Origin of the sequence: Paenibacillus sp. Y5S-9, from assembly GCF_036894235.1 — a bacterium.
Classification (GTDB): Bacteria; Bacillota; Bacilli; order Paenibacillales; family Paenibacillaceae; genus Paenibacillus.
In genome coordinates this window covers 3,233,877-3,259,535 of the sequence record NZ_CP145887.1, presented here as the reverse complement: position 1 = coordinate 3,259,535, position 25,659 = coordinate 3,233,877, and the positions used below count along the sequence as shown (strand labels likewise).

Annotated in this window: 26 protein-coding genes; 4 read left to right on the top strand and 22 right to left on the bottom strand. The window is 44.8% G+C overall.

Annotated features, from left to right (window positions below; translation table 11 throughout):
• Nucleotides 1-31 precede the first annotated feature (31 nt).
• Both V6669_RS14515 and V6669_RS14510 read right to left on the bottom strand, forming a co-directional pair.
• Nucleotides 32-604 (bottom strand): alpha/beta fold hydrolase, encoded by a 573-nt coding sequence (locus V6669_RS14515; RefSeq protein ID WP_249911798.1) that lies wholly within the window; start codon nucleotides 602-604, stop codon nucleotides 32-34.
• Nucleotides 605-791: 187 nt separating this feature from the next.
• Nucleotides 792-1,100 carry a hypothetical protein gene (locus tag V6669_RS14510; protein WP_211083220.1) on the bottom strand — a complete coding sequence of 103 codons (309 nt, stop codon included), beginning with the start codon at nucleotides 1,098-1,100 and terminating at the stop codon, nucleotides 792-794.
• A gap of 163 nt (nucleotides 1,101-1,263) precedes the next feature.
• On the opposite strand from V6669_RS14510, the gene V6669_RS14505 reads away from it, so the two are divergent.
• Together V6669_RS14505 and V6669_RS14500 are read left to right on the top strand one after the other, a co-directional pair.
• Nucleotides 1,264-2,496 (top strand): GAF domain-containing protein, encoded by a 1,233-nt coding sequence (locus tag V6669_RS14505; protein ID WP_133384686.1) that lies wholly within the window; start codon nucleotides 1,264-1,266, stop codon nucleotides 2,494-2,496.
• 46 nt (nucleotides 2,497-2,542) lie between these two features.
• On the top strand, nucleotides 2,543-2,968 hold the full coding sequence (locus V6669_RS14500; protein ID WP_338594582.1) for a hypothetical protein: 426 nt from the start codon (nucleotides 2,543-2,545) through the stop codon (nucleotides 2,966-2,968).
• A 97-nt stretch (nucleotides 2,969-3,065) separates the two neighbouring features.
• Here the strand turns inward: V6669_RS14500 and V6669_RS14495 are convergent, their stop codons facing one another.
• Nucleotides 3,066-3,488, bottom strand: coding sequence for a hypothetical protein (locus V6669_RS14495; RefSeq protein WP_338594579.1), 423 nt, complete (start codon nucleotides 3,486-3,488; stop codon nucleotides 3,066-3,068).
• A 267-nt stretch (nucleotides 3,489-3,755) separates the two neighbouring features.
• Between V6669_RS14495 and V6669_RS14490 the strand changes: the two genes are divergently transcribed.
• Nucleotides 3,756-5,030, top strand: a complete 1,275-nt coding sequence (locus V6669_RS14490) for a stalk domain-containing protein (protein WP_338594578.1) — start codon at nucleotides 3,756-3,758, stop codon at nucleotides 5,028-5,030.
• Nucleotides 5,031-5,114: 84 nt separating this feature from the next.
• On the opposite strand, the gene V6669_RS14485 is transcribed toward V6669_RS14490, so the two are convergent.
• From V6669_RS14485 to V6669_RS14445, 9 genes are all read right to left on the bottom strand, one after another.
• Nucleotides 5,115-5,333, bottom strand: a complete 219-nt coding sequence (locus V6669_RS14485; RefSeq protein ID WP_338594577.1) for a hypothetical protein — start codon at nucleotides 5,331-5,333, stop codon at nucleotides 5,115-5,117.
• 43 nt (nucleotides 5,334-5,376) lie between these two features.
• Nucleotides 5,377-6,552 (bottom strand): Ger(x)C family spore germination protein, encoded by a 1,176-nt coding sequence (locus tag V6669_RS14480; RefSeq protein WP_338594575.1) that lies wholly within the window; start codon nucleotides 6,550-6,552, stop codon nucleotides 5,377-5,379.
• 18 nt (nucleotides 6,553-6,570) lie between these two features.
• Nucleotides 6,571-7,686, bottom strand: a complete 1,116-nt coding sequence (locus tag V6669_RS14475; protein ID WP_338594574.1) for an endospore germination permease — start codon at nucleotides 7,684-7,686, stop codon at nucleotides 6,571-6,573.
• Nucleotides 7,687-7,726: 40 nt separating this feature from the next.
• Nucleotides 7,727-9,136 carry a spore germination protein gene (locus tag V6669_RS14470; protein ID WP_338594573.1) on the bottom strand — a complete coding sequence of 470 codons (1,410 nt, stop codon included), beginning with the start codon at nucleotides 9,134-9,136 and terminating at the stop codon, nucleotides 7,727-7,729.
• 199 nt (nucleotides 9,137-9,335) lie between these two features.
• On the bottom strand, nucleotides 9,336-10,217 hold the full coding sequence (locus tag V6669_RS14465) for a carbohydrate ABC transporter permease (RefSeq protein ID WP_338594572.1): 882 nt from the start codon (nucleotides 10,215-10,217) through the stop codon (nucleotides 9,336-9,338).
• A 15-nt stretch (nucleotides 10,218-10,232) separates the two neighbouring features.
• Complete coding sequence (locus V6669_RS14460; protein WP_036608160.1) at nucleotides 10,233-11,123, bottom strand: sugar ABC transporter permease; 891 nt, start codon at nucleotides 11,121-11,123, stop codon at nucleotides 10,233-10,235.
• A gap of 216 nt (nucleotides 11,124-11,339) precedes the next feature.
• Nucleotides 11,340-12,605 (bottom strand): extracellular solute-binding protein, encoded by a 1,266-nt coding sequence (locus tag V6669_RS14455; RefSeq protein ID WP_338594569.1) that lies wholly within the window; start codon nucleotides 12,603-12,605, stop codon nucleotides 11,340-11,342.
• Between the two features lie 85 nt (nucleotides 12,606-12,690).
• Nucleotides 12,691-13,575 (bottom strand): AraC family transcriptional regulator, encoded by an 885-nt coding sequence (locus V6669_RS14450; RefSeq protein WP_338594568.1) that lies wholly within the window; start codon nucleotides 13,573-13,575, stop codon nucleotides 12,691-12,693.
• 118 nt (nucleotides 13,576-13,693) lie between these two features.
• A complete protein-coding gene (locus tag V6669_RS14445) occupies nucleotides 13,694-14,692 on the bottom strand; it encodes a LacI family DNA-binding transcriptional regulator (RefSeq protein ID WP_338594567.1) in 999 nt (332 codons plus the stop codon).
• A gap of 161 nt (nucleotides 14,693-14,853) precedes the next feature.
• On the opposite strand from V6669_RS14445, the gene V6669_RS14440 reads away from it, so the two are divergent.
• A complete protein-coding gene (locus V6669_RS14440) occupies nucleotides 14,854-15,279 on the top strand; it encodes a MaoC family dehydratase (RefSeq protein ID WP_338594566.1) in 426 nt (141 codons plus the stop codon).
• A gap of 68 nt (nucleotides 15,280-15,347) precedes the next feature.
• On the opposite strand, the gene V6669_RS14435 is transcribed toward V6669_RS14440, so the two are convergent.
• The 10 genes from V6669_RS14435 to V6669_RS14390 form a co-directional block, all read right to left on the bottom strand.
• Complete coding sequence (locus V6669_RS14435) at nucleotides 15,348-16,538, bottom strand: PLP-dependent aminotransferase family protein (RefSeq protein ID WP_047842872.1); 1,191 nt, start codon at nucleotides 16,536-16,538, stop codon at nucleotides 15,348-15,350.
• 177 nt (nucleotides 16,539-16,715) lie between these two features.
• Nucleotides 16,716-17,864 (bottom strand): FAD-dependent oxidoreductase, encoded by a 1,149-nt coding sequence (locus tag V6669_RS14430; RefSeq protein ID WP_338594564.1) that lies wholly within the window; start codon nucleotides 17,862-17,864, stop codon nucleotides 16,716-16,718.
• Nucleotides 17,865-17,870: 6 nt separating this feature from the next.
• Nucleotides 17,871-18,590 (bottom strand): methyltransferase domain-containing protein, encoded by a 720-nt coding sequence (locus V6669_RS14425; RefSeq protein ID WP_047842870.1) that lies wholly within the window; start codon nucleotides 18,588-18,590, stop codon nucleotides 17,871-17,873.
• The gene (locus V6669_RS14420) at nucleotides 18,577-19,734 is read right to left on the bottom strand and encodes a type III polyketide synthase (protein WP_338594562.1); all 1,158 of its coding nucleotides are present in this window, start codon (nucleotides 19,732-19,734) and stop codon (nucleotides 18,577-18,579) included. Before V6669_RS14420 ends, V6669_RS14425 begins: the two co-directional genes overlap by 14 nt.
• A gap of 229 nt (nucleotides 19,735-19,963) precedes the next feature.
• Nucleotides 19,964-20,854 (bottom strand): alpha/beta hydrolase, encoded by an 891-nt coding sequence (locus V6669_RS14415; RefSeq protein WP_338594561.1) that lies wholly within the window; start codon nucleotides 20,852-20,854, stop codon nucleotides 19,964-19,966.
• 5 nt (nucleotides 20,855-20,859) lie between these two features.
• Nucleotides 20,860-22,326, bottom strand: coding sequence for a methyl-accepting chemotaxis protein (locus V6669_RS14410; RefSeq protein ID WP_338594560.1), 1,467 nt, complete (start codon nucleotides 22,324-22,326; stop codon nucleotides 20,860-20,862).
• Nucleotides 22,327-22,440: 114 nt separating this feature from the next.
• Nucleotides 22,441-23,130 carry a hypothetical protein gene (locus tag V6669_RS14405; RefSeq protein ID WP_338594559.1) on the bottom strand — a complete coding sequence of 230 codons (690 nt, stop codon included), beginning with the start codon at nucleotides 23,128-23,130 and terminating at the stop codon, nucleotides 22,441-22,443.
• A gap of 12 nt (nucleotides 23,131-23,142) precedes the next feature.
• Nucleotides 23,143-23,676: a hypothetical protein gene (locus V6669_RS14400; protein ID WP_338594558.1), complete on the bottom strand. Its 534-nt coding sequence runs from the start codon at nucleotides 23,674-23,676 to the stop codon at nucleotides 23,143-23,145.
• A 174-nt stretch (nucleotides 23,677-23,850) separates the two neighbouring features.
• On the bottom strand, nucleotides 23,851-24,918 hold the full coding sequence (locus V6669_RS14395; protein ID WP_338594557.1) for a HAMP domain-containing sensor histidine kinase: 1,068 nt from the start codon (nucleotides 24,916-24,918) through the stop codon (nucleotides 23,851-23,853).
• Nucleotides 24,915-25,586 (bottom strand): response regulator transcription factor, encoded by a 672-nt coding sequence (locus V6669_RS14390; RefSeq protein WP_338594556.1) that lies wholly within the window; start codon nucleotides 25,584-25,586, stop codon nucleotides 24,915-24,917. Before V6669_RS14390 ends, V6669_RS14395 begins: the two co-directional genes overlap by 4 nt.
• Nucleotides 25,587-25,659 lie beyond the last annotated feature (73 nt).

Genomic DNA, 25,659 nt, shown 5'->3' with positions numbered 1-25,659 from the left:
GTACATTTGTTTGCCATTTTTACAATGTCAACTACTCGTTCAACGCAGTTTTGATCAGGGCATTCACCCGTGAGTTAAACAGCAGACCGATATGGGATACGAGGGAAACCGAAACGTTGTTCGCCCCGTTCAACCGGGAAAGTACCGGGGACACAATCGTGTCACTGGTGGAATAGATCGAAGTCACCTTTATTCCACTTGGAGCTGTCGTTGTGGTCAATCGATTAGCCCCGCCAAGGGTAATCAACTTATCCACTTTGGAAGCGCCTCCACGGTTAAGTATGTAATAGAGACTATTAGCTCCACCCATGCTATGAGCTATAATATTCACTTTCGTGTGACCCGTTTGGTTTAGAACATCATCTACGAATCGACTAATTGCTGCGGAGTTCAACAGCTGATTTCCTTGTTTGCTAGGAAGGTCAATCGCAAATAATTCGTCTCTTGTCCACCCTTGGCTACGCAAATAACTCTCAATTGCTGTAAAATTGCTATCTGAACCGGTCAATCCATGTACCAATACAATAGGTGTACGCGCCGTAGCTGCAGAAGCCTTTGAACTCGATCCTATTCCAGTTATTGATAAGGCAAGGATCATACTCATGAATACAGCAAGTATTAATTTGGTCTTTTTCACTTCATTCACTCTCCTGTAAAATGTTTTATATTCCATATATTACAATCTAACATATGGAATATAAATGAATCTTTAGTCTCATTTTTACAAGAATGTCTAAAGCATACTACAACTAACATGATTACAACTTTATCAAACTCTAGTTCTCTACTTCTTATCCTTCAACGATATCTGCACGTAGTTCCGTTGCAATCTCAATCATTTTGGGTACAATAGCTTCGTTAGAAATAGCTACATACAGATCCCCCATGTACAAACGAAAAGCAATCTGTGCACCCTCAAGGTCCCACATAAAAAAGTCCCCCTCGATGGTCATGGTGCTTTCAGCTCCTACAATGTTAAGAACCGGTGAATAGGTAAAATCGGGTTGGGATTCAAAGTAAAGTTTGCACTCTTCCAGCGAAATGGATTGTTCGGCATTACTATCTTGCATGGATCGGGTAATTCGAAAACGTTGATTCATTGATTTGCCTCCAAAACTTTATTAATATATACATGTTGCACAGCATTATATTTTCTCATTTCCGTCTTCCACTGTCAAAACCATACATGATCGATTCTTCGAATTCATATATACTGAATACAGTGCACAACGAATTTCTACAATCAGGAGGAGTCAAATCAATATGTTGAAAACAGAATTCATTGATGTACTATCCATTGTCTCACATAAATTATATGATTCGGCTGCTAACGTTATGGACACGGCAAGCAGATTAATTCCTGCAAATACGTTTTGTATTGCCCAGTTGGATCATCTATCCACCAAAGTTCTGAACGTATATAATCGCGACAAACTAATCCTGGGTGAAGGGCTGGTCGTTGATAACGCCGAGTCATACTGTGCACTTGTGACAGAACATACCCAAGGTCCGTTGGTGATCAATAATAATCTGACTCATCCATTAACCAGACATATGGACGCAACCGAATTCGTAGGTGGCTGCTCATTTGTCGGTGTGCCTATACATAATGAGAACGGAGAAATTTACGGCTCCCTTTGCTCATTTGATCAGGATTTCTATTCCTATCAACAAAAGGACGTGGATCTGCTTCTCTCCTTATCTTCATTTTTCACGAGTCTTCTTGAGATGGAAACAACTCTGCAACAGTTAAAACAGGCGGAAGAGACCGCTGCAAAAGTGCTTGAAGAAAAGAAAAATCTGCTCGCCGTTCTCAGCCACGAAATCCGGACGCCAATGAATGGTGTTCTTGCCATGGCCAATCTGTTGCAATCGACCAGGCTGAGTGAAGATCAATCGTTATATGTTAATGTCATTGAGTCAAGTGGTGCCAGCCTTCTGTCGATGATGGATCAAATTCTGGACTACTCCAAAGCAGAAGCTGGTGCGATCTCTCTGGAGATCAAACCCTATAGTGTCACTGAAACAGTAGAACATGTATTACAATTATTCTCTTCTGAAGCACAGAAAAAAGGAATTAAGTTGTACGCAGAATATAATATTAATGATCATCTGATGCTTATGGGCGATCAACACAAAGTTCGTCAGATTCTCATTAATCTTGTTGGGAATGCGCTTAAATTTACGGAGAAAGGTGAAGTATGTATCTCTACTGAGGTATCTGCTGATACAGAAGGTACTCTCCATGCATCCTACGAAATAAAGGATACGGGCATCGGCATCCCGCAGGATCGCCAGGATCTCTTGTTCAAATCCTACTCCCAGATTCATGGTAATTCAGGAAAGTATGGCGGAGCGGGGCTGGGCCTGTCCATCTGTAAACAACTCGCAGAATTAATGGGTGGCGTTGTATGGCTTAAAGATTCCAGTGATTTGGGCAGTCAGTTTGTCTTTAATATTTCCAGCACTGCACCCACCGTCCATGCGAATATCTGAATAATGAATATATTATTCTATCTGAGTAAGATAGGAGGTATATTCATTGACGCAATTTCTAGATGCACGGACATCCCAAAATGCCGCCTTGTTTAATTCCATCTCCATACCGATTCCAGTGATTTTAACGCCCCAATTATTCGGCCAGATTGGTCTCATAACCGCTGGAGCCGGAACCAATCTAAGAGTTTCATTAAAAGGAACCATCACGGTTCAATTGCCGCGTGCACTTTTTATAGTGAGAATTACTGTTGTAAGAGGAACAATCGCAACCGATCCAATCGTATACTCCGGAGACCACACATATGGTCTGAGTGGTCTGCTTAACCCTGAAGTGATTGTCTTCTCTGCCACTGACTATAACCCACCGCTCATGCCCCAATTAACGTACACCGCATTTATCAGCACAAACCTGCTCGGGACTGCACGCGTGGGGCCCGAGAGTTTCGACGGGTATGTCGTTTCAGATTAAAAAATACGTATAACCCCATACCTCTAATCGGTTGCCCATAAGATTAGAGGTATGGGGTTATTTATAGGATTAACATAACTATTTTTAGAGAGAGCTATTAATCAGAAACAACAAATCCATCGAAATTCTCAGGACCAACACGGATTGTTCCCAGCAAGTTGGAGCTTACAAAAGCTGTGTAGGTTAATTGTGGTAAAATCGGTGGATTAAAATCATTACCCGAGAATGTGATTACTTGTGGTGCCAGTACACTTAAATCAAATGTGGATGTAGCAGAATAAATAACCGGGTCCGTTGCTAAGGTACCTCTTACAACGGTAATCGTTATTCCCGCAAGAGCTAAAGGTAATTGTACAGAAACCGTCCCTTTAAATTGAACTCTGGGATTTGCTCCTGCTCCGGCAGTTTGCAGACCGATTTGTCCAAAGAGCTGTGGAGTGTTCAGGACTAATATTGGAATAGCTATTGAGTTGGCCAAACTGGCATTTTGAGATGTTCTTGCATCCAGAAATGTGCTCATCAATCTACCTCCTAATGTTGGGATAGGATAGTATATTCGTAGCGTACTATTGTGTTTGGACTTCTTATCATTCGCTCAACAGAGTTTAATTTAATTTCACTATGGTCGGGAAGAATCTATTAAACAGCAATATGGTATATGTGACTATATTCCAGACTCTTATATTGGAACGATATGAAAATTTTGTTATGATACATATGCTAGATTACTAGATATTGTTATAAAACATGATTCTATTATTATGTACAAAGTTGGAGGAGACATACGATGCTTATTAAACGTGTAGGAAAAATCGCCGCGGTTACTGTAATTGCTCTCTCTATCCTTGGAAGTACTTCCAATCTCGGTGGAGCCTATGCTGCCCCGGCCATTTCAGTACACTTGGATGATATTCCCCTGAAATTTGATGCAGCTCCACGTATTGATAAAGGTGTTACTTACGTTCCGTTCCGGACGGTCGGGGAAGCCCTAGGTATTGATATTACCTGGAACAGCAAATCACAGACTGTAAAAGCGACGAACACTGTGAAAGGACAAACTACCGAGGTACTATTACAAGTTGGCAGTACCATAGCGACCGTAAATGGAAAAAAAGTTACACTTGCTGCAGCACCCGTTCAACGGGAGGGACGCGTACTTATCCCACTAAGTTCGTTCAGTAACCAATTCGGTGTACAAGTAAGCTGGAATCAGGCAACGAAGACGGTCTCCCTTGTCTCCCCACAACGCGAGATGCACTTGAGAGCCTTCTATGCGTTGCAGTCCTTTCAAGAAAAGGACCTTATTACTTCCATGAATTCCGTAGCCTTTGGCTGGAGCCGCATTGATCGTGAAGGTCAGTTTACGCTCCAAGGGGATGAATACCGTCTCCCTGCTGCTGCTGGTGATATTACACCGCAGTCCATCGTTGCTGACGCAGCAGATCAGAAGATCCAACCGCAGCTCATGGTATATGCCTTGGATGGAAACGGCGAACTGACCAAAGTTCTGAGCGACAGCAGTCTGCGGCAGAAATCGATTGAAGGTATAACTGTTGCTGTCGCAGAGCATGGTTTTGGCGGAGTTGTTCTGGACTTTGAAGGACTGGGCTTTAAGCTGGATGCGGCAGAACAACAGAAGCTGCTCAATGTTTACGTGAAGCAACTAAAGAGTTCCTTGCCACAGGACACAGCTTTATCTCTGGCGGTACCGCCGCTAAATAGTGCTTATAAAGGTTATGATTACAAGACACTTGCCTCTATTGCAGATGATCTTATTATTATGGCCTATCAGTATAATCCGGTTGGCACCAAATCTCAGGTACCTGAGCCAAATAGTCTTGTAGATCAGGCAATTCAATTAGCCATACAGGCCGGTGTCCCGAAGAGCAAACTTCTGCTCGGTATCAGTCTAAGCAGTGAAACGCCGTCCTCTGTTGATGATAAGCTGGGTCTCGCCAAACGTTATGACCTCAAAGGAGCCGCATTCTGGCGTCTGGGTCTGTTCCGTTCCTACAATACGAAAATGGAAGATGCCGTGAATGCTTCTGTAATCAAAGAGTAAAATTCTGACTGGATGCAGTTCACTTAATAAAAGAAGGACCACGCGTCTGGTACTCAGAGCTTGGCCCTTCTTTTTCCCATCATCTCACTTCATAAATTTATCCACACTTCCAAATACAAGCTTCACAAACTGGGTAGGACCAGGCAAACGGGGCTGAAAGAGAAGAATGATCCCAATTACTGCTGCCACTGCAGTAAATCCCGCGCTCACTATTCTGGCTCGCTTCTCTTTGCTGCTCTTCCACTCTCCATACACTATCGCAGTCGCCAGCATCAAAATACCAAGGATTGAGCCTAGTTTCATGCAATCACCTCTCTTCTCAGGCTTGTACAGGAGCCGATTCTGTTCAACTTTCGTCCTCATTAGGTATCCCCTGTGGTCCTGTTGATTTTCCGGTACGTACTACATGTGCATCTACGTTGACTTGCACGTCCAAATCAGGATAGATGGCTTCCCAGTTCTTCTCCTGCGCTTTCCATTGATTCGGATAATATCTGCGGAATTCAACTGCGAATTTGAAGAAGTCGGAGCGCAGCTCTTTCTGGGACATATCTAAAGCATCATGAGCCAAAGATGTGAGCTTAGCCGACCATTCCTTTTCCAGTTTAGTTAATACAGCAGGATCAGTCAGATTGGCATCTGTCGTATTTAATACCACTTCTCCCCTGGTCTGGATATCGACCTTCATACTCCACTGTTGGTTTACGATTCGCGGCTTCAAGGAGGTTTTATTTTCAATGAGTCTTATCGAGAAAGAACCCTTTAACGGCTCAAACTCAACAGGCATGATAATGTTGTTCAGTTCTTTTGCAAGTAGTAATACACCTACGCTTAGTGGTTCTTTGACCGTCTTGACATAACGATCCTTCTTATACATACTCAGACCTTTCACATATGGCGTAGTTGTCAGTTTATCCTGATCGGGCTCCGGGGGTAAGATTAACATGCGAGACAAAATGGCGGAACTGCTCGGACCTTCAATAGATTTAGCCAGTTCAAGGGCAGTAACACGTGTACCTAACTTCAAATTGGCCATCTCACGCAACGATTCAGCAGAACTTCGCTCCAGTGGATCAAGTAATGCAAGGATATCTTTCGCAGCCTTTTCGCTGGAAAAGACATATGCATGCTCCCTGAACTGAGGGTAACGCAGGAAGAAATCGATGTACTCGCGAATACCACGTTTGCCGGCTTGCTCACTAATGATTATGACTTCGCAGTGGCCCCAGAACATATTCCGGGGAACTTTACGTTGTAACCGATTCAATGCCTCGGCAATTGTACGTCCTTCCGCTGTTCGAATCATTGTTACCCCACTTGGACTGCCTCCACTCCCACTGCTATCTCCTGCACTCGCCTTTCGCGGAATGAAAATCTGTGAAGTCAATTGTACTTTGCCATCTTCATAATCTATCCCTGTAGCCAGCACGATAGCCAAATCGTTAATCTCGATACGATCCCAGCATCCACTCAAAAGCACACAACACAATATTGGCATTAGTAGTACTCTATATATTCGCAAGTGCTCCTCCCCCATCAATCAGGTGTTCGCTCGATTCTTCCGAAAATGTGCCCACCCTTTTTTCAGCCATGCGACACCGTAGATCATAGCCGGAAGGATTAATAAAATGCTGATCGTATACAAGTTGGCTGAAGCGCTAACCAAACTGGAAATACCGGATCCACCCGACACAACCCAGTAAGCAAATACCATGCACAGGAACGAAAGTGGACCAACCACAGGTTTGTAGTCCCGCAAACCAAACCATTCCGCGGTTGATGTAGCAAAGATATATAGAAAAACGGAGATTTTAACGAAAATACCGAAAATCCAGATGGCAATAATAAGGGATTCGATATGTTGCAAAAAGTCCGCAATGGTTATGTATCTTGCTGCGATCATGACCGGAAATACAAATGTATCCGTCAAATCACCAATTAAAAACAGGCAAAACAGATTGGTAACTGTCATTGCAGTTGTTGTAAACACAAGGGAACCCAGCATGACCCGGGTTATTCGTTTTTTTTCATTCACATAAGGTAGCAGAAAAGCCAACACGATATATTCACTAAACCATGCAGCAGGTGCAGCCGCCCCCGTTATAATGGGAATTGGACCCTTCTCCATAAAAGGAAACAGCTCGGCAGGATTCAGTTCACCAATCAACAATATAAAGATCAAAGCCAGCAGAACGATCAGCAGGGTAACAAACACCTGAGCGGTTCGTCCGACAACTTCAATCCCGAGTCTGACATTAATCGCACATACAACAACCATCGTACCCATCACAACAAACAAAGGTGTACGCGGAAGTGCATTATTGACAATGAATTCACCGTATTCCCGAATAATCAAGCCCGTCAGGTGGGGCAAGAAAGCGATATATATCAGACCGAATAACTTGCCCGGAATCCGACCAATAATCAATACACTGGATTGAATGAGTGTTTTTCCAGGGTACAGACGATCAAGTCCAACGGAAATACCAATGGCAGCCAATCCAACAATAGAACCTATAATTGGAGTCATCCACATGTCATGTCCTGCATAGTGCATTGTAATTCCAGGCACAGACAGGATAGCCGTCGCGAGAATGGCGGGAAAGACCATAAATGCCAATTGAGTCACCGATATTTTCCCTTTGTCAGTCAACATATGTAATCCCGCTCCCTTGTTTGCTTGAATGTAGATTGTTCTAGTGTGGTTTGTTCCTTGGGGATGGACGCCACCATACATCCTTAAGTTCCTTAGCCATCGTAGGTGCTACCGGTGAGAGATAAGGTGTTCCAAATGAACGAAGACTGCTTAGATGAATGACAACCAAGATGACTCCCAGCATGACACCCGTGAGTCCCAGCGTTCCCGCCAGAAACATCATGGGAAAACGTAGTAGACGGGTCGCGATGCTGGCAGCATAGCGAGGTATCATGAAAGAAGCGATACCGGTAATCGCGACAATGATAATCATGGGGGCTGAGACAATTCCGGCACTCGTCGCCGCTTGCCCAATAATTAAGGCTCCCACGATACTGACCGCTGATCCGACCTGCTTGGGCAATCGGACGCCAGCCTCACGTAATGCTTCAAAGGCAATTTCCATAATGAGCGCTTCCACCAGTGCTGGAAAAGGGATCTCTTCTCTCGCCCGAGCAATACTGAGAAGCAATACGGTAGGAATCATCTCCTGATGAAACGTCGTAATCGCTACATAAGCCGATGGAAGCAGCATGGATAAAACAAAAAAAATGTATCGCAGCCAGCGTACAAAAACACTCATGAACACATTTTGATAATAATCTTCGGGGGATTGTAACATGGAAAAAATGGTCACTGGCGCGATAAGGGTAAACGGTGTTCCGTCAACGAGAATAGCAAAACGACCTTCCAGCAAGTTGGATACGACAACATCCGGGCGCTCTGTGGCAATCATCTGTGGAAATGGTGAATATCGCTGATCGACAATGCCTTCTTCAATGTACTGACTCTCCAGTACGTCTCGGAGCTTTAAATCGCCAAGTCGTGTCTCCACTTCCTTAACAAGTTTGGGGTCAATAATCCCCTCCATGTATACAAGTGAAATACTGGTGTTTGTACGATCTCCCATGTTACGTGTATGAATCTTCAATGCAGGTGTCTTGAGACGTTTGCGCAGTAAAGACATATTCATGGTCAACGACTCTGTGAACCCATCCCGTGCACCACGCACGGTCGATTCAGCTAACGGTTCTTCTGTTGAACGATTTGCAGCTTGGTATAAAGGGTATGTTGTTCCGCCTATTGAACCGTCCAGCAGTAACAGGGCCTCCCCCTCAAATATGGCCTGTACTGCCTGAGTAGTCGTTTCAACTTGCTTAACAGAAGCTAGGGGAACTTGCGCAGCTTCGATCCCCGTTTCCTGAAGGGGTGTTAGTACCTGTCGTTCCAGCCGCTCCGTATCGCATACACCAACACAATATACGCATAACGCTGATGTAAGACACGCGGTTTGGAATGTATGAAATACAACGTCCGAGCAACCCGCAAAAACGGAGCGTAACATTTCTTGATCAATAACAAGTTGTCCGGTTAATGGCAGGTCCTGTTGTGTTATCGCTGATGTGTCCATGACGCCTCCCCTTTCCGTAAACGCTCCGTCCAGATATTCTCAGTTAAAGGTATCCTTTACTTATCAGATGGGATATATACGCAAAATATAGAATGCCAAAAAAGCCGCCCTCATGAGCGACTCTGATGATATAAAACGCTATTCATTCCTATGAATTCGTTGATCTTGCTCTTTGCAATTCCCTATTTTCTATTGATCACTATCCTTTCACAGCACCCAAAGCAACACTCCCAATAATCTGTTTGGAAAATACAGAGAATACAATAATAATAGGCAGGATTGAGATCGCTACACCCAAATACAAGAGCCCATAATCCATCCCATAGTACCCCTGCACTAGCGCAACCAATACTGGAAGCGGATATTTATCCAGGGAGAAAAATAACACCAGCGGTGTCAGGAAATTATTCCAAGATCCGATAAACGTGAATATGCCAAGGGCGGCGATCGCCGGTCCCAGAATAGGCAGTACAATCTGATTGAACGTCCGGAACTCACCGGCACTGTCCACCCGCGCAGATTCAATAATCTCATCCGGGATGCTGCTCTCCATGAACTGCTTGATAAAAAATACATTAAACGCGTTAGCCGCAGCAGGCAAAATAATGGCGGCATAACTATCCAGAAGGCCCATCATGCTGAATAGTCGATATACACCAATAAGAGCCAGTTGACCCGGTACCATCATGGTTGCTAACAGAAACAGGAACAACCCGTTTCGTCCTTTGAATTTAAATTTGGCAAATCCATACGCAGTTAAGGCCCCAATATACAGAGATAATACGGTTGATGTTCCGGCAATAAATATGCTGTTGGCAAACCCACGCCATATGTTAATTTTGGATACCATGTTCATATAGTTATCAACCAAGAATGAGCCCGGGAGAAATGTAAACGTCGAAGCAATCGTTGCATTATTATGTGTTGAATAGATGAGCATCAGATAGAATGGAATAATACAAAGCACGGCTAGACCGACCAGTAACAAATAGATGATGATCTTGCCAACCGTCAGTCGCCTTGTGCTGGCATAATGCTGAATCGCTGCATTTGGTTGTTCCATTGATTTCGCAGTTTGCATGAAGAACTCCCCTCCCTATGAACGGCTCTTGCGCTTGGTCATGATGAAGGATGCAACAGACAACAATATGATAATGATGAACAGGCAAAATGCTATGGCAGCGCCGTAACCAAAACGCGTGCTCTGAAATGCTACATTATAGAGATACATAATACTGGTCATGGCTGCCCGGTCAGGACCGCCATTTCCATTGGTCAGTGTAAATGGCTGATCGAATATCTGGATGCCCCCAATAATGGATGTAATCATCTGAAACAAAATAATTGGACGGAGCATCGGCACGATAATATGGATGAAAATATGTTTCTTTTTCGCGCCATCCATCTGGGCAGCCTCCAGCAGAGAAGGATCAATGCCCTGAAGACCAGCTAAGTAGATGACCATGGAATAGCCAAAGTATTGAAAAAACAAAATGGATGATACAATCAGACGCATAAACCAGGGATCATTTTTCCAGTTAATTGGATCTTGTATTATGCCGGTCTGCACCAAAAAATGATTTAGTCCGCCAGACTGCCAGTCAAAAATCAAGCTGACAAGTAGTCCAAGTGATGCCGCCGTAACGATGTTGGGAAAAAAGTATACGGCTCTGAAAAAGTCCCGTCCTTTGAGCAGCTTATCATTCAAGATAAAAGCCAACACAAGTGAGATTGTGAGCTGCGGAACTACAGATACGCCCCAGATGAATAACGTATTAAACAAGGTTTTGTAGAACAACGGGTCTTGTAATACGGCAACGTAGTTACCGATCCCTACAAAATCAGGTGTCGTGATCCCATCAAAGTTGGTGAAACTGATGTAGAGGGAATATAAAATGGGATACAGCCCAAAAGTGGTGAAAATAATAAAAAACGGAGCAATGAAGTAGTAGCCGTAATGGTCCTTGCGAATCGTTTTGGCAAACATGTTCTATCCCCCCAGTTATCATCGGATGTGTATATTCATTCGCTTACTTCTAGGGCGTGTCTGAAAACTCCGAAGGAAGCAGATTTTGCCGAATTTTCGTTCCAAGCAAGGAAGTTTTCCGCAGGCGTGCCGGGGCACGTCAAGGGAAAGTGACACAGCATGGGGCGAAAAGGCGGTAAAAGATGCACTTCAGCGAGTTTTGAGACACGTCCTAAGCTAATCCACTTCCAGCTCCGGAAATCTCAAGGTGACATCACGTTTGATTCGCTTTACGACTTCTTCCTTGGTCTGAATGTCCTTGTTGAGATATAACTGGAGTACAATCTTGTAGATATCATTGTTAATCGTGGCATCATATTTGGTGCGTTCGTATACTGGTACCCGTTTTGCAGCCTCCGAGAAAAACTCGAAATGCTTCTGTCCTCCTAGATAGGACGATGAGAGAGACGGGGCAAGTTCATCATTCACAACCATGTTACTGGTGAAATAATCCTGCTCTTTCGCTAACTCGGACAGAAAGTCGTGGTCAAAATTATAAAACTCAATAAACTTCCAGGCCAGATCCTTTTTGTCACTTTTACTATACATCGCTATATACGTTCCGCCTGCACTAAACGCTGACGGTCCCTGAGCCAAGCCCCACATGCCTTCGGTATCCGGGGCGTTTGCCTTGAACGTGTATTGCAGTGCCCAGGTTGCCCCGGGATAAAACATGACCTCTCCTTTTTGCATGGATGCAGCGTAACCGGCACTTCCATCTTCATACTCGGCAAGTACATTCCGCTCACGTGCTTCACGTACAAGATCGAGCACTTCCAAGTAAGTTGGATCGATGACGAGCTTGCCGTCCTTCACCCAAGGAATCCCATCATATGAATTCGATATAGCATTCCAATTTGCCAATGCATGTACTTTATTCCCGCTAAGTTGCTGTACCTTCTCTCCAATCTCGAAGATCTTCTCCCATGTATCGATCTGTGAACCCACCTTCTCAGGATCATCGGTGCCCAGATATTTCTTCGCCAAATCCCGACGATAGTAGATGCCCCCTGGTGTTCCCTGATAACCTATTGCCCTGACATTTCCTGCACTATCCTTTTCATTGGCCTGTACAAAAGCATATTGTTCCTGAATAAGTTCATTGGCGTTATACGGCGAAGCGGATAGATTCTCCAGATATGGAACGTCAATCAGTTCTCGAATATTCGCATTTTCAATCATAAATACATCTGGAGCCTTCGAGGTTGTCTGTAGCGCAGATTTCAGCTTGGTAATATAGAAATTACCGGGGATGTTGACAAAGTTCACTTTGATGTCAGGATATTTCTGTTCGAATTTCTCGATGGCGTACCCTGCTTCATCCGTAAAACTCCACACGGTAATCTCCTGTTGTTTGGTTTGATTTGATGGACTGAACTGACAACCAGCTAACAACATCGCTGCACATACAAATACAATAGTTGGCTTAAACCACTTCTTCATAGGCCCCCTCCTTCAAAAAGGAAACGCTTACAATTTATTAGAGTATATTGATTTTGGAGAGGGCTTTCTCCACAAATATTGTGCATTACCCTCCATATTTTGTGATATTTGTACGATGTTTCTTACGAAATTCGGAGGGTGTGCAGTCATTATATTTTTTGAAAAGACGATTATAGGAGTTAACATTGTTAAATCCATGTCCGATCGCAATCTCCAGAATCGTATCCTGACGGAACAATAAAGCCCACTCGGATTTGATAATTCGAAAATGATTCAAGTATTCCATCAGTGTTACTCCCTTGATCTCTTTGAACAGCTTGCAGACATGGAACTTGCTGAATTTAATATGTTCCGCCACCTGTTCCAGCTTAATGGGCTCAGCATAGTGCTCCTCCAGGTATTCACAGACCGATTCAAGGAATTCAAATTTTTTGGAAGAAGTACATGCCCATCCTGAAGATGAAGATTCATCGGTGGTAACCGGTACTTTGGTACGTAATAAAAGTATGATGAGATCATACAACCTGGATACCATTAACCATCGGTATCCCGGCTTCTGATTTTTCTTCTCGGTAATGATGTCATCTATATATTGAGTCAGATTGCTCTGACTTCCCGTATTCGAGGGAATAACTGTTGTTTTGTTGAAAAGTTGTCCGAGATCCTGAATTTCGGCTTCGGTTGTGAAACTTCCCGTTAACAATTCGAGTCGGAACAAAATAATGGTCAAATGTTCGGTTCCCGGCAAGAAGCAGTGAACATCCCCTGGTTTGATCAGCAGCACATCCCCTTTTTCCAACTCACACACGTGGTCGTTCACGCCAATTTTGGCGCTCTTTCCATTGACGAGAACCAGTTCAACCTCATCATGCCAGTGTGCAGCATAATTGAACTGATTTCCTGTATGAATTACCCGAATGGGAAAACCTTCTTGCATATGGCCTGTCTCCAAAAAAGTGGGTACGCCCATCGTATCAACCTCCAATTATTTCCAACAAAAAACACTCCTCGTCTTTATATTATGCATAAATGGCTACTCTCCTTTCTTTTTAAGTATTTAAAATTCTATAGAATGCAAAAAAAACTCCTCAACTCAGGTTGAGGAGCCGAACAGAATCACGTTCCACGCATTGGATGTCCAGTGTATATAACGTCTCTACGATCTCTCCGTTCAGCAGTTGGAAGAGAACATGACCTGCAAGCTGGCCTGCATCCCTCTTCGGCTGACGAAATGTGGTTAGAGGTGGATTCATGTACTGAGATGCAGGTATATTGTCAAACCCAATTACGGATAACTGTTCAGGTATTGAGATATCATGCTCCCTGAAAGCTTCCAAGCCGCCGATTGCCATTTCGTCATTTGCAAAAAACACAGCGGATGGCAGCTCTCCTTCAAGCAGTTTCTTGGCTGCATTGTACCCATCTTGCTTCATGTATTGTCCGCCAATTTTCCATTCGGGGTTCTCTTCAATGCCTGCCTCCTTCAAGGCTTTCAAATAACCTTGATAACGATGGAGATTACATTCCGATTGTGACGGGCCACTAATATAAGCTATTGTCCGATGCCCTTTATCGATCAGATAACGGGTAGCCAAGTAACCACCTTGCGTATCACTCATCAAAACCTTTACAATATGTTGAGCATCCAGATCCCGATCCATGACGACAATCGGAAACCCTGCTTCAGATGCTTCAATCAGCAACTGATCTTGAATATTCTGAGCGATAACAATAGCTCCGTCAATTCTTCTTTCTCGAATATAACGATGAGCTGTTGATTTCTCTCCACCCAACGAACTACATACGATCATATCGTATCCATGACTCATGACGACGGTTTCTATTCCATTCACCAAATCCGAGAAGTATGGACTGGACATGTCATGGACAATAACACCAATGGTTTGTGTACTATTTCGTTTTAATTCCGATGCAGGACCATGCTTAACGTAATTGAGTTGACTCGCTGCCTCAAGCACTCGGAGTCTTGTCGGCTCACTTACATTCCCTTTATCGTTGAGTACGCAAGATACGGTCGAACTGGCCACACCAGCCATCTTGGCTACATCTTTAATCGTTGTCATCATATATACTCCTCAAAGACAGTTTCATCTGTTTAGTTAATTATGGCAGTAACACAGCAATACACACGGGATAGTTCACTAGCATTTTAACACGTCAGTCCAGTCATGTCTCTTAGCAAACCATCAACTACGAAAAAACATATTAAAGAAACCGAGGTGCCTTCATGAGATTTAGTGAATATGTAATAGGTCAGCGCTACGAAACAAAATCCTTGGCATTATCCAAAAGCGATATTATTGAGTTTGCCAAAATCTATGATCCACAGTACATGCATTTGGATGAGGAAAAGGCCAAGCAAGGTCGATTCGGCAGTTTAATTGCTTCTGGCATGCAAACAATGAATATCTCCTTTAAATTATGGATTGAGGTCGGGGTCTATGGAGAGCATGTCGTGGCAGGCACCGGAATGAATAACATTCAATTCCTGAAACCTGTCTTTCCGGATGATGAACTTCATGTCATTGCAGAAGTCATTGGACTGACTCCCAGACGAAAAGGAAATGGGATTGTTACGGTGCTGCTGAGTACATTCAATCAGAAGAATCAAAAGGTATTTCAGGCAGAATTAAGTGCATTAATCGATAATTAAGGACGAGAAAAAGCCCAAAAAAGCCGCCAATTGGCGGCTTTTCGTAGATATATCACATCGAAGCATTTTTAAGCGTTATAACCTTTCAATACCTGCCCCAAAATCTCTACGCCCTTGACAATCTGTTCGTCTGACGGGGTTGAGAAATTAAGCCTAATGGCATTACAAGGGTCTTGTTCGTTCACCAGGAATGCATTTCCCGGTACAACCGCAACCCCTTGAGCTGCCGCTGTCTTGGCATAATCAAGCATTGGCACATGTGCTGGCAGATCACACCAGAGGAACAGTCCACCATCCGGTTGGGTATAGGTAATGGACTCACCCATATGCTCTTGCAGCTTGTCCATCATCAATGTTGCCTTTCTCCGATATACCTCACGAATGCTGTTAATATGCCCCGCGTAGTCATACTCTGTCATGAACTTGTATGCCAGAATCTGTGGAAGCATAGCCGTATGTACGTCTTCTCCCTGTTTCGCGACAACCATCTTCTCCACGACTTCATGTGGTGCTTGTACAAAACCAACACGCAGTCCCGCCGACAGAATTTTAGAGAATGATCCAACATAGATGACCAGACCCTCATCATCCATAGACTTGATCGTTGGCACATCATCTCCATTGAATCGAAGTTCTCCGTACGGGTTATCTTCCAAAATCATAACGCCATACTTCTTGGCCAGCTCGTATATGGCCTTACGTTTTGCAAGACTCGTTGTTACACCAGTCGGATTCTGAAAACTCGGGATCACGTAGATCAGTTTCACATTAGGCTCCGTTTGCAGCGCCTGTTCCAGCTTCTCGATATCCATACCGTCCATCTCCATCGGAACGCCAGCAAGCTTTGCACCGGATGCCCGGAAGGAGTTCAGGGAACCGATAAAGCTCGGGCTCTCACAGATGATCGTGTCCCCTTCATTACAGAACACTTTACAGGCCAGTTCAATCCCCTGCTGTGCTCCAGATACGATGAACAATTGATCGGATGGTTTACCTGTATCAAAACCTGTCTTCAAATGTTGAGTCAATGCTTCCCTGAGGGGAACATATCCTTCCGTAATCCCATATTGCAGAGCTGTGACCGGGTCATGTTCCAGAATGGATTGAGTGAATGTGCGAATCGCCTCAATAGGAAAGGTTTCCGGAGCAGGATTTCCCGCGGAGAATGGAATCACATTTTGTCCTGAAGAAGCCTTCAGAATCTCACGAATAATGGATGGTTGCAGTGCTGCGATACGATTGGAAAATGAATAGTTCATCTTAAATAGTGCCTCCCGACATTTCATCTGAATTAACTCTCTATCATTACATTAGATTCTATTATACGAGCATTTCCCGAATTTCCAAACTGTCTCCACAAAATTAATGTTTATACACCAAAAAAGAGGCCGCCATCAGCAACCTCTTTGCATAAGTATTGCGCAAACTTTCAGCTGTTAGCGCGCTGCGTTCATCTCGGATAACCGTGTGGCCTTCACAACATAAGCGGCTAGACCGGGAATCATCCGAGCCAGACCAGGATAGAATTTATTGGTTCTGGCAAAAGCCAGCTTTTGAATTCTCCTTGCGCGTCTGAGCAATTGGGTGAATTCCCGGCTTGCTTCCAGCGTGTAATTACTCTGCCAATCGGCATGTTCAATGTCGCCTTGCAGGTACTTGTCAGTCCACCTTGCACACAGGAGTGAGGAGCGAAGGGCAATGGACATCCCGTCTCCACATAAAGGCGGTATCATCAGCATGGCATCCCCAATATGCGGATATTGGGACCATGGTTCAGGAACATTGGATAGATGCAGCGGCGCAATCGACACTTGCGTTCCATCTACAGGTTTTCCTTCGGCTAAACGGGCTGCCAAACTCACGTTTGTCAGGGATGCCGCCTGTAAAATATCGTTGACAGACTTGCCACTTCCCTGGACGGTATCCAGTGTCAACAATGCAGCGACATTCACATTGCCGTCCTCAATAGGGGAAATCCCCACATAACCTCCCTCGCAAAAATATAACTCTACCCGTGCTGGAATCTGGATACCGCTGAAGTGGGATTTAATACCAACATATACGGTTTGATCCCGCAGATCAGGTGCGGAAGCCATCCCACGCGGTTTCTTGGTCCCATGTGCTCCGATGACGGCTTTGGCTCTGTAGCTGATCTGCTCATCTCCCTGTTTCACCTGAACATCATAACTGGCATCTTCAAGCTGCTCAATGCTCGTTATCGTCGCTTTGGTCACAATCTGAGCTCCGGCCTCCTGAGCCTTCTGATGCAAAATCTGGTCCAGCTCATATCGACTTATGCCATATGCGAATCCCGGCAGCGGTGCTTCGATCACTCCGCCTTGTGGCATTACGATTTTGGCATGATCCATGGTGCTGGGTTTCTTCGAATGGTCCAGAAGGTGAATGTCCAGAACCTCTAACATCTCCTTGGTTTCGGGTGACATGAACTCACCGCAGGTTTTGTGCCGCGGGAACTCCTGGCGATCCAGCAAAAGGGTCCGATGTCCTTTTCCTGCCAGTTGCATTGCACATGTACTGCCGGCAATTCCGGCTCCGATGACAATCACATCTATCGATTTCGACACGTAAGATCACCTGCCTTTCGTGGGAATTACAACAGAATAACGGAATAAGGGCTTCCATTCATAGGTCATCGTATCATGATTGAGCCGTTGTTTAAGTTCCTTCCAATCCCTCCCTGTAAAACCTTTGGCTACGGAAAGAGGCCCATCATGACGAATATAACGATTGCGCGAGATCATCCGTGTAGTAATCCAGACCGCCTTATAGGATACGGGGTGGCGGTGAATATCATTAATAACGACACCGTATCTGGATGCTCTTAGCATATGAGAAACCATATCGACCAGCTGATCTCCGTCAAAATGATGTACAAACTGGGAGCCTGTCACGATATCTGCGGAAGCATCCGGCAGTTGTGTAAGATCGGCACGCTGTACCCGAACTCGGGGTTCGTCACGAAATAGTTGTCTCGCTTCCTCACATGCTTCTTCCGTCAGATCAACCAACGTAATTTCCAGCTGAACACCCTGACGATCTGCCCATTGCAGTAGTTTCTGGTTCACATCTCCTGAACCTGCCCCCACATCCAGCAGAGTCAGCTTATCCGGCCTGCCGACAGAGTTCCATAACTTCTCTACACCAGCCAGAGTTGGGCCAGGTGCTGCAAATATTTTGTTAAGACGTCTCAGATGTCTAAGCGCTTCACGCAGCTCCTCCCCTCCCAGAGAGAAGTCATCCATCAGTTCATCTTCCTTGGCTCGAATGGACAATGTTCTAAAAAAGGACATGATCATGCTCCTCCATCACTGAAGATAATGAGGGTACATAAGTGAATTTCATCAACTCTGCGGTGAGTCCCGGTCCAAATGCCATGGCTACACCATCCGTAGAGGATTGACCCTGTGCCTTCATGTCCTCACGCATCGCGTTCAGTACAAACAGAATGGTATTGGAAGATAAGTTACCATACGTTCTGAGGACATCCCTGCTATACTTCGTTTGCTCGTCTCGCAGCTTCATTACATTCTGCACAGAGTCCACAATCCCACGTCCTCCCGGATGAATGGCCCATAGTTCAGGAAGCTGTTCACTTTGCAATAAGAGACGCAGTTCCTCTTCCAGATGAACACCTAACAGCTTCGGAATGCGTGGGGATAGATACAAATCATACCCCAGATTCCCCACCTCCCAGGTCATATCTTCAGTCGAATCCGGAAGAAGCACAGAATAACCCGTTCCCAGACTCAAAACATTCTTGTGCTGAGATTCTGGTGTACCCACTACACAAGAAGAAGCAGCGTCTCCGAAGAATGAAGCTGCAAACAGCGCTTCCCGATCTTGTACGGGCTGAAAATGAATGGTGCATAACTCTACACTGACCACAAGGACCTGTGATCCGGGAGCTCCCTGCACGACATCTCGTGCCATCTGAATGGCTTTCAACCCTGCGGCACAACCCTGAAAGATCAGCGGCAGTCGATTAACTCGGGCAGACAAACCCAAATGACGAATGAGCATAACATCAAGACCCGGCAGATACTGACCGGTGCAGCTTACCGTGATGATATGTGTGATGCTCTTTGGAGATACGCCTGAATCTTCCAGGGCTTTCTCTGCCGCCTCAATCCCGAGTGGAAGCGCCTCTCGCTTGTATGTATTCATTCGTTCTTCGGTTGTCGGGATGTCTGATCGCTCACCAGAGGGCAGATAACGGCATTCTTCCAGTGAACCCAGATAGCTCGGTTCCACGGTATATCGTGTTTCAACACCACAGGACTTGAATATTCGCTTGGCAAAACGGGCCAAATCTGGCCGATCCTGAAGAGAAGAAGCGATTAATTCTGCAATATCTGACTGCGCTACGGGGTGAGCAGGTAGAGCCGTCCCCATGCCAAGAATCGCGATATCGGATGGACTGTTATATTGGTTCATAATAAACCTCCTGGTATTGGTCATTATTTCCTCTAATTTAACAACTCTTACCCTTAACGATATCGTTATAATCTCAATAAGGCTCCTAATCTAGTTTATTAACACATCCGCAAGCTCAGAAGCTTGGTTTCGCCAAGCCATTGAAGCAATTACACCAATGAACGAAAAAAGCCGCCATTAGGCGACTTCAAGGGTACCAGATTCCTACTAAGCGTCATTCTGATACACGTTATTTGGAAAATGCTTCTCTGATCTTGTCACTCATTCGGTACCAGGCATCCTCAGCCATCTGGAGATCCCCAGAATGCGTAAATCCATGAGCGGCTCCCTCGTACTCCTTAAGTGTCACCTTCACACCGCTTGCTTCCAGCCTTGCTGCATATGTTCTTGCTTCTTGGGCCAGTGAATCTTTCTCCGCGGTAATAATCAATGCTTCTGGAAGTCCCTCTACTGATGTTGCGAGCACAGGTGAAGCCAACGGGTCTTGCGCATCTTCTGGCGTATCAAGGTACATGGCATTGAACGTTCTGGCGATATCGGCTGGAATGGCTTCTGCAAAACTCGGTTTCTCGGCCGGATCTGTAGCCACATCCAACACGGCATAATCCATAATTTGCAGAACAATTGGCAGCTCGCTACCTCGTTGCTGATTCAGTAAACACACTGCTGCAGCAAGATTACCACCAGCGCTATGTCCCCCAATAGCGAATAGAGACGGGTTAACCGAGAAGGATTGCGGGTTGGCGTGGACCCACTGTACAACGTCGTAACATTCATGGACCGCCGTTGGGAACTTGTGCTCTGGTGCAAGACTGTAATCGATATTAACGACCACACAATCAGATCGATCAGCAATCAAGCGACACCATGGATCATCCATCTCTGCTTGTCCAAAGATGAAGCCACCCCCATGCATATTAAAGAAGACCGGCAGAGGCGCGGAATGGTCCCTATCCGGTGTATACACAAGTACACGTGTATCACCTTTGGTCGTAGGAATCATGACTTCTTTTACTGTGACAGCATACGTGGAACTGGGTTGAAGAGCTGCACCTGTACCGACGACATTTTGACGCATACGTTGTACCATTTCCAGTTGTTGTTGTTGTTGTTGATCCATAGATATCACTCCTTATTATGATTACCAATGAGTTCCTGCAACCGCAGACTTGAATGATTAATTCTGCTAATAAATTCGTAGATAACATCAATGTTATTTTCCTGCTCTTGCGTCGTTGCTAGTACACCTTCCGTTGCGACTGCATGTTCTTGCGAAATATCGGAAATATGATCCACTTGCGTTCGTACTTGAGTAAAGATCAGGCTCATCTGATCCGTCATGCCCAATTCCTTAGCTATGTATTGATCAACATGTTCGAATGTGGACCTGATGTGGTCGAAACTCTCAAGTACCTGTTCAGTGATCGCTTCTCCTTCTTTTACGGCAGCATTGCCTATGGCGGCCTTCTCCACCACGAGCTGTGTCTTTCTTTTGATATTATGAATGATCTCATTAATTTGTTTGACCGTATCGGAGCTTTCCTGTGCAAGCTTCTTGACTTCATGAGCTACGACGGCAAAGCCAACTCCAGCTTCCCCTGCTCTTGATGCTTCGATGTTAGCATTCAATGCCAGGAGATGGGTCTGATCCGAGATCTGGTTAATGGCCGATAGGAAGGTATTCACATCATCCATACTTTGGTTCAATTCCTGGACTGTCGTCATCGAATCGGTTACCGCTCCGTTAATCATGTTCATCTGCTTGCCCATTTGCACAATTCGATCCGAACTTTGACGAACAACTTGTCCGTTATCGGACGAGATTTGGGCAAGGTGATGTGACATCTGATTGATCTCCACCATCTGTGCATCTGCCGTGTTCACCATTTCGCTGATATGTGAAATACTGCCTGATTGATCACGAATGCCCTCGGTCACTTCCTGAATGTTCAATGTTACAGTGTCGCTCATCTGCTTCAGATTACGGATATCATCATTACAACTGGCAATATCGGTATTTAGAGTAGATGTGTTCTCTCGAATCACCTTCACCATATTATCAAGTGCCTTCACAAGATCTCTGGCTTCTGCTTCTTTGTCGAGTGCGACCTGAATCAAGTCCCTTCCTCGTTTACATACAAAATACAGAGCAACAATGGTCAGTTCAATGAACCCTATGGTCATGTAAAAGGTCGTATCGTATTGCTGATGGTCCGCGTAATAGATCACGATATAAGCAATATTATACATTGCACCGAATCCATACAATAAAACACGGTTCAGATAAAGTGAGATAACGCAGAGCACAACCACGATGAGCATGCCTGCTCCCGGAGATTGGATATATTGAGTGGTTGCAGTCAGAATCGCGATCATCAGCACAACCATGATCATGATCGTTTTTTTCTTACGATACATCAAAAATGATGCAATGGAAAGCTCAACAAACAGCGAGAATACAACTGCAAGTTCTACCTGCTTACTACGGATGAAAAAGCAGAAAGCGAGCAGCGTTAGCCATAGAATCCTGGCGATAATTTTATTAACTTTGGAAGTGTTGTTTCTAAAAAAGCTGTTGTCCATGACTTGCATGGTAATTCCCCCTCAACGACTTGTGAACTGCTCTGCGATGATTTTGGTCATAATCAAAATGATATTGAGCAGGAGTACATAACACCATTCCATGCTAATCCCCCCTCTTTCATCTCACTGTTCGTGTGTTGCACTCCCCTGCTCCATATTGGACTCCTTTTTCTTGTGGAACATCATCCAGACTCCCATCAGACAAAATAAAGCGCTGCACCCCATGCCAAACAAGCTGCTGGTCTTTAATGCAAGCGGTGAGGATTGCATGGTAAGCAGTGTTGCTTGTGTCACAACGATGGACACCATGGCATCGGTGAAGTTAATCATTTTCAATGTAGATATGATCGGATTATGGAGATGACGGTTAGCCCAAGTACCGTACACAGCAAAAGCCAGCTTGGTAAAAGCGACTGTAGCTACGATATACACAATGATGCCGCTATAGATAAAGGCATCGCCGATCAGATACATTCGCAGGCAGACTATCAAATAGGATACACCCAGAAAGCAAAGGAAAAGACCTCCGCGCTTATAGACCGTAAGCTCCAATGCATATCTTTCTTGGGGAGACTCCATCCTTTTGGCAACTTTATATTGTTGAAGCACCTGCCCTTTGGCTACACACAGAATCAGATAATATACAGCATTCGTGACGAACCATCCGGAAAGGAGATATATCCCCAGAATTAACTTACCTATTCCGATCAAAGCATTGATAACAAGGAATGCAGCGTTAATCATGGCCGTCCGGTCTTGCTTATTTCCAAGATAACGGACCCACATGGACTTCAAGTATGTCTTCATTTTCATAAGATATTCATACTACTTGGCGAGCAGACCATTCGCCTTTTCACATACCTCGTATATTTCGTCATATTTCTTGTCAATGTACGGCGTGACCTTGTCGGACTTTTTCTTGCGAAGCCCGCTATAGCTGAAATACGGAATAATCCAGCCTGCGAAACCAGGGATCGCCAGAGTAATGGTAAGAGGCAGCATGTTAGCCTGATATGCAAACACCGAACCAGCCATACATGCTGTGCCGACAATTCCGATAAAATAAGCAACGGCAGAAGCTCCCATGATCTTGGATCGTTCCAATGTTGCTATCTCGGTAACACAGGATTCGAACTGTCTTTGCAGGCGGGTCAACTCCGCTTTGTTGCGAATCTTGCGATCCCGCTTAAACTTCATCGTGACAGAACCCACGTTTTGAAATGGTGTTGAAGTAGCTTCCAGAATCCATCCAAAGTGAGCATATCCGTCCGTATACAATGATTCAACATCTTGCTTCACAATGACGTCTTTATATTCATAGCCGACGAAGCTATGTTCAGTTCTGATCATCTCATTCATGCTTGGCATCACTCCTCAATTGTTTTCCTGATATCCCTCATTGGATGTTCCTATCGTACCGGCCAAATGTTTATAAGTTGCTTATGAAATGTTTACGAAATATGAATAAAAGCCTGAATTCGATGGTTTCGAATTCAGGCTTAGCTATTTAAGCTCACGTAACTAGGCTATATGTTACTCTCCCACTTTTAGCTTAACGGTGAAGGTTGTGCCCTTCTGCGGTTTGCTCTCCACTGAAATAACACCCCCTACCAACTCGATGACACGCAAGGAAAGAGCGAGGCCAAGGCCATTCCCTTCTCCGTGATGGGAGGGGTCCCCTTGAAAGAATTTATCGAAGATATGTTTCATCGTTTCTTCATTCATACCACAACCTGTGTCGGATACCATGACTGTAATGGAGTCTTCATCCGACGTCTGCTTGAGGGTGATCTTTCCTCCGGGAGATGTGAATTTGAGCGCATTGGAGAAGAGGTTATGCCATACGATCTCCAGCATGCTCTCTTCCGCATGAATGATTGCACGATCTTCGATATCCACCATGAATTCAATATCTTTTTCTTCCCATGTCTGTTCAAAATATAGAGCACATTCGGCAAGCTGCCTGCACAGATCATAAGGCTCGGCAACAGGGGTAATCTCCTGATTCTCCAATTTGTTCAGCTTCAGGATATTAACGACGAGGGTCGCGAGTTTGTTCGTGGAAGAAATGATGGTTTCTGTGTACTCTTTTCGGAGCTCTGGGCGTATATCATCCTGTTGCAACGCCATGGCATACCCGTGGATGACCGATAACGGGGTCTTAATCTCGTGAGATACATTGGAGATGAAATCATTTTTCAACGTTTCAATACTGTTCAGTTCTTCTACCATTTTATTAAAATCCTCAAACATCACATCCACGTAGTTCTGCTTATCCGCTCGGTGAATCGGTTCCAGATATACGGAGAAATCACCTTCCGCTACCTGCTTCGCAGCCTCACTGAGCTTGCGCATCGGCTTATCGAAGGCATTATACTTCTGCCTTGCTGTCACCAGGCAAAAAATAAGACTGACGATGACCCAGTATCCCGAGATACCGAAAATGTAGGGCCATGGGACATAACCCACGGGCAGATAGGCGTTATAGATGAGAGCTTGTCCTGCGGTCAATGTAGATAACAAGAGATACGTACCGAGAAACTCTTTCCATGATAGTAGTGGCTTTTTAATTCGCACGTCCGTGATCTGTGTCTTGCTCATTGCAATACGGCCTTGTAGCCAAGTCCATGAACCGTTACGATTTTAAAATCCTCACACACGGAGAACTTGTCCCGAAGTTTCACAATGTAGACGTCCACTGCACGCAGGCTGGTCTGACTGTCTATGCCCCAGAACTCGTCCATCAGCTGTGCACGGGAAAAGGTATGTTTGGGATAGGAGAGCAGTTTGTAAAGGATATTGAATTCTCGCACCGTTACGGAAATTTCTTCTCCATTCACCGTTGTTGTCATATCATTTGCATCCATCAACAGACTTCCTACACTCAGCTTCTTCTCATGGGCAATATTGGCCCGCCGCAACAGCGCACCTACACGCAGGACGAGCTCGTCCAGATCCACTGGTTTGACCATATAATCATCGATCCCAGCCTGATACCCTTTTTGTTTCGAGGAAATATCGTCACGTGCTGTAACAAAAAGAATGGGAATGGTTTTATTAATCTGTCTCACCGTCTCTGCAAACTCAAATCCGTCGATCTCTGGCATCATGACATCGGAAATCAGAAGATCGTACATGTCGTTATACATCAAATCATACGCCTCTCGCGGATTAAAACATCCGATAGCGTGATAACCGTTATTGGTTAGATATGTACAGATAATACGATTCAGTTTAATATCGTCCTCTACCACAAGTATTTTGATCATCTAATCATCCTCTCGTGCTGCATGTCATCATTATAATGTCCAGATGTTAAAAAATTGTTTAAACCGTCTATCT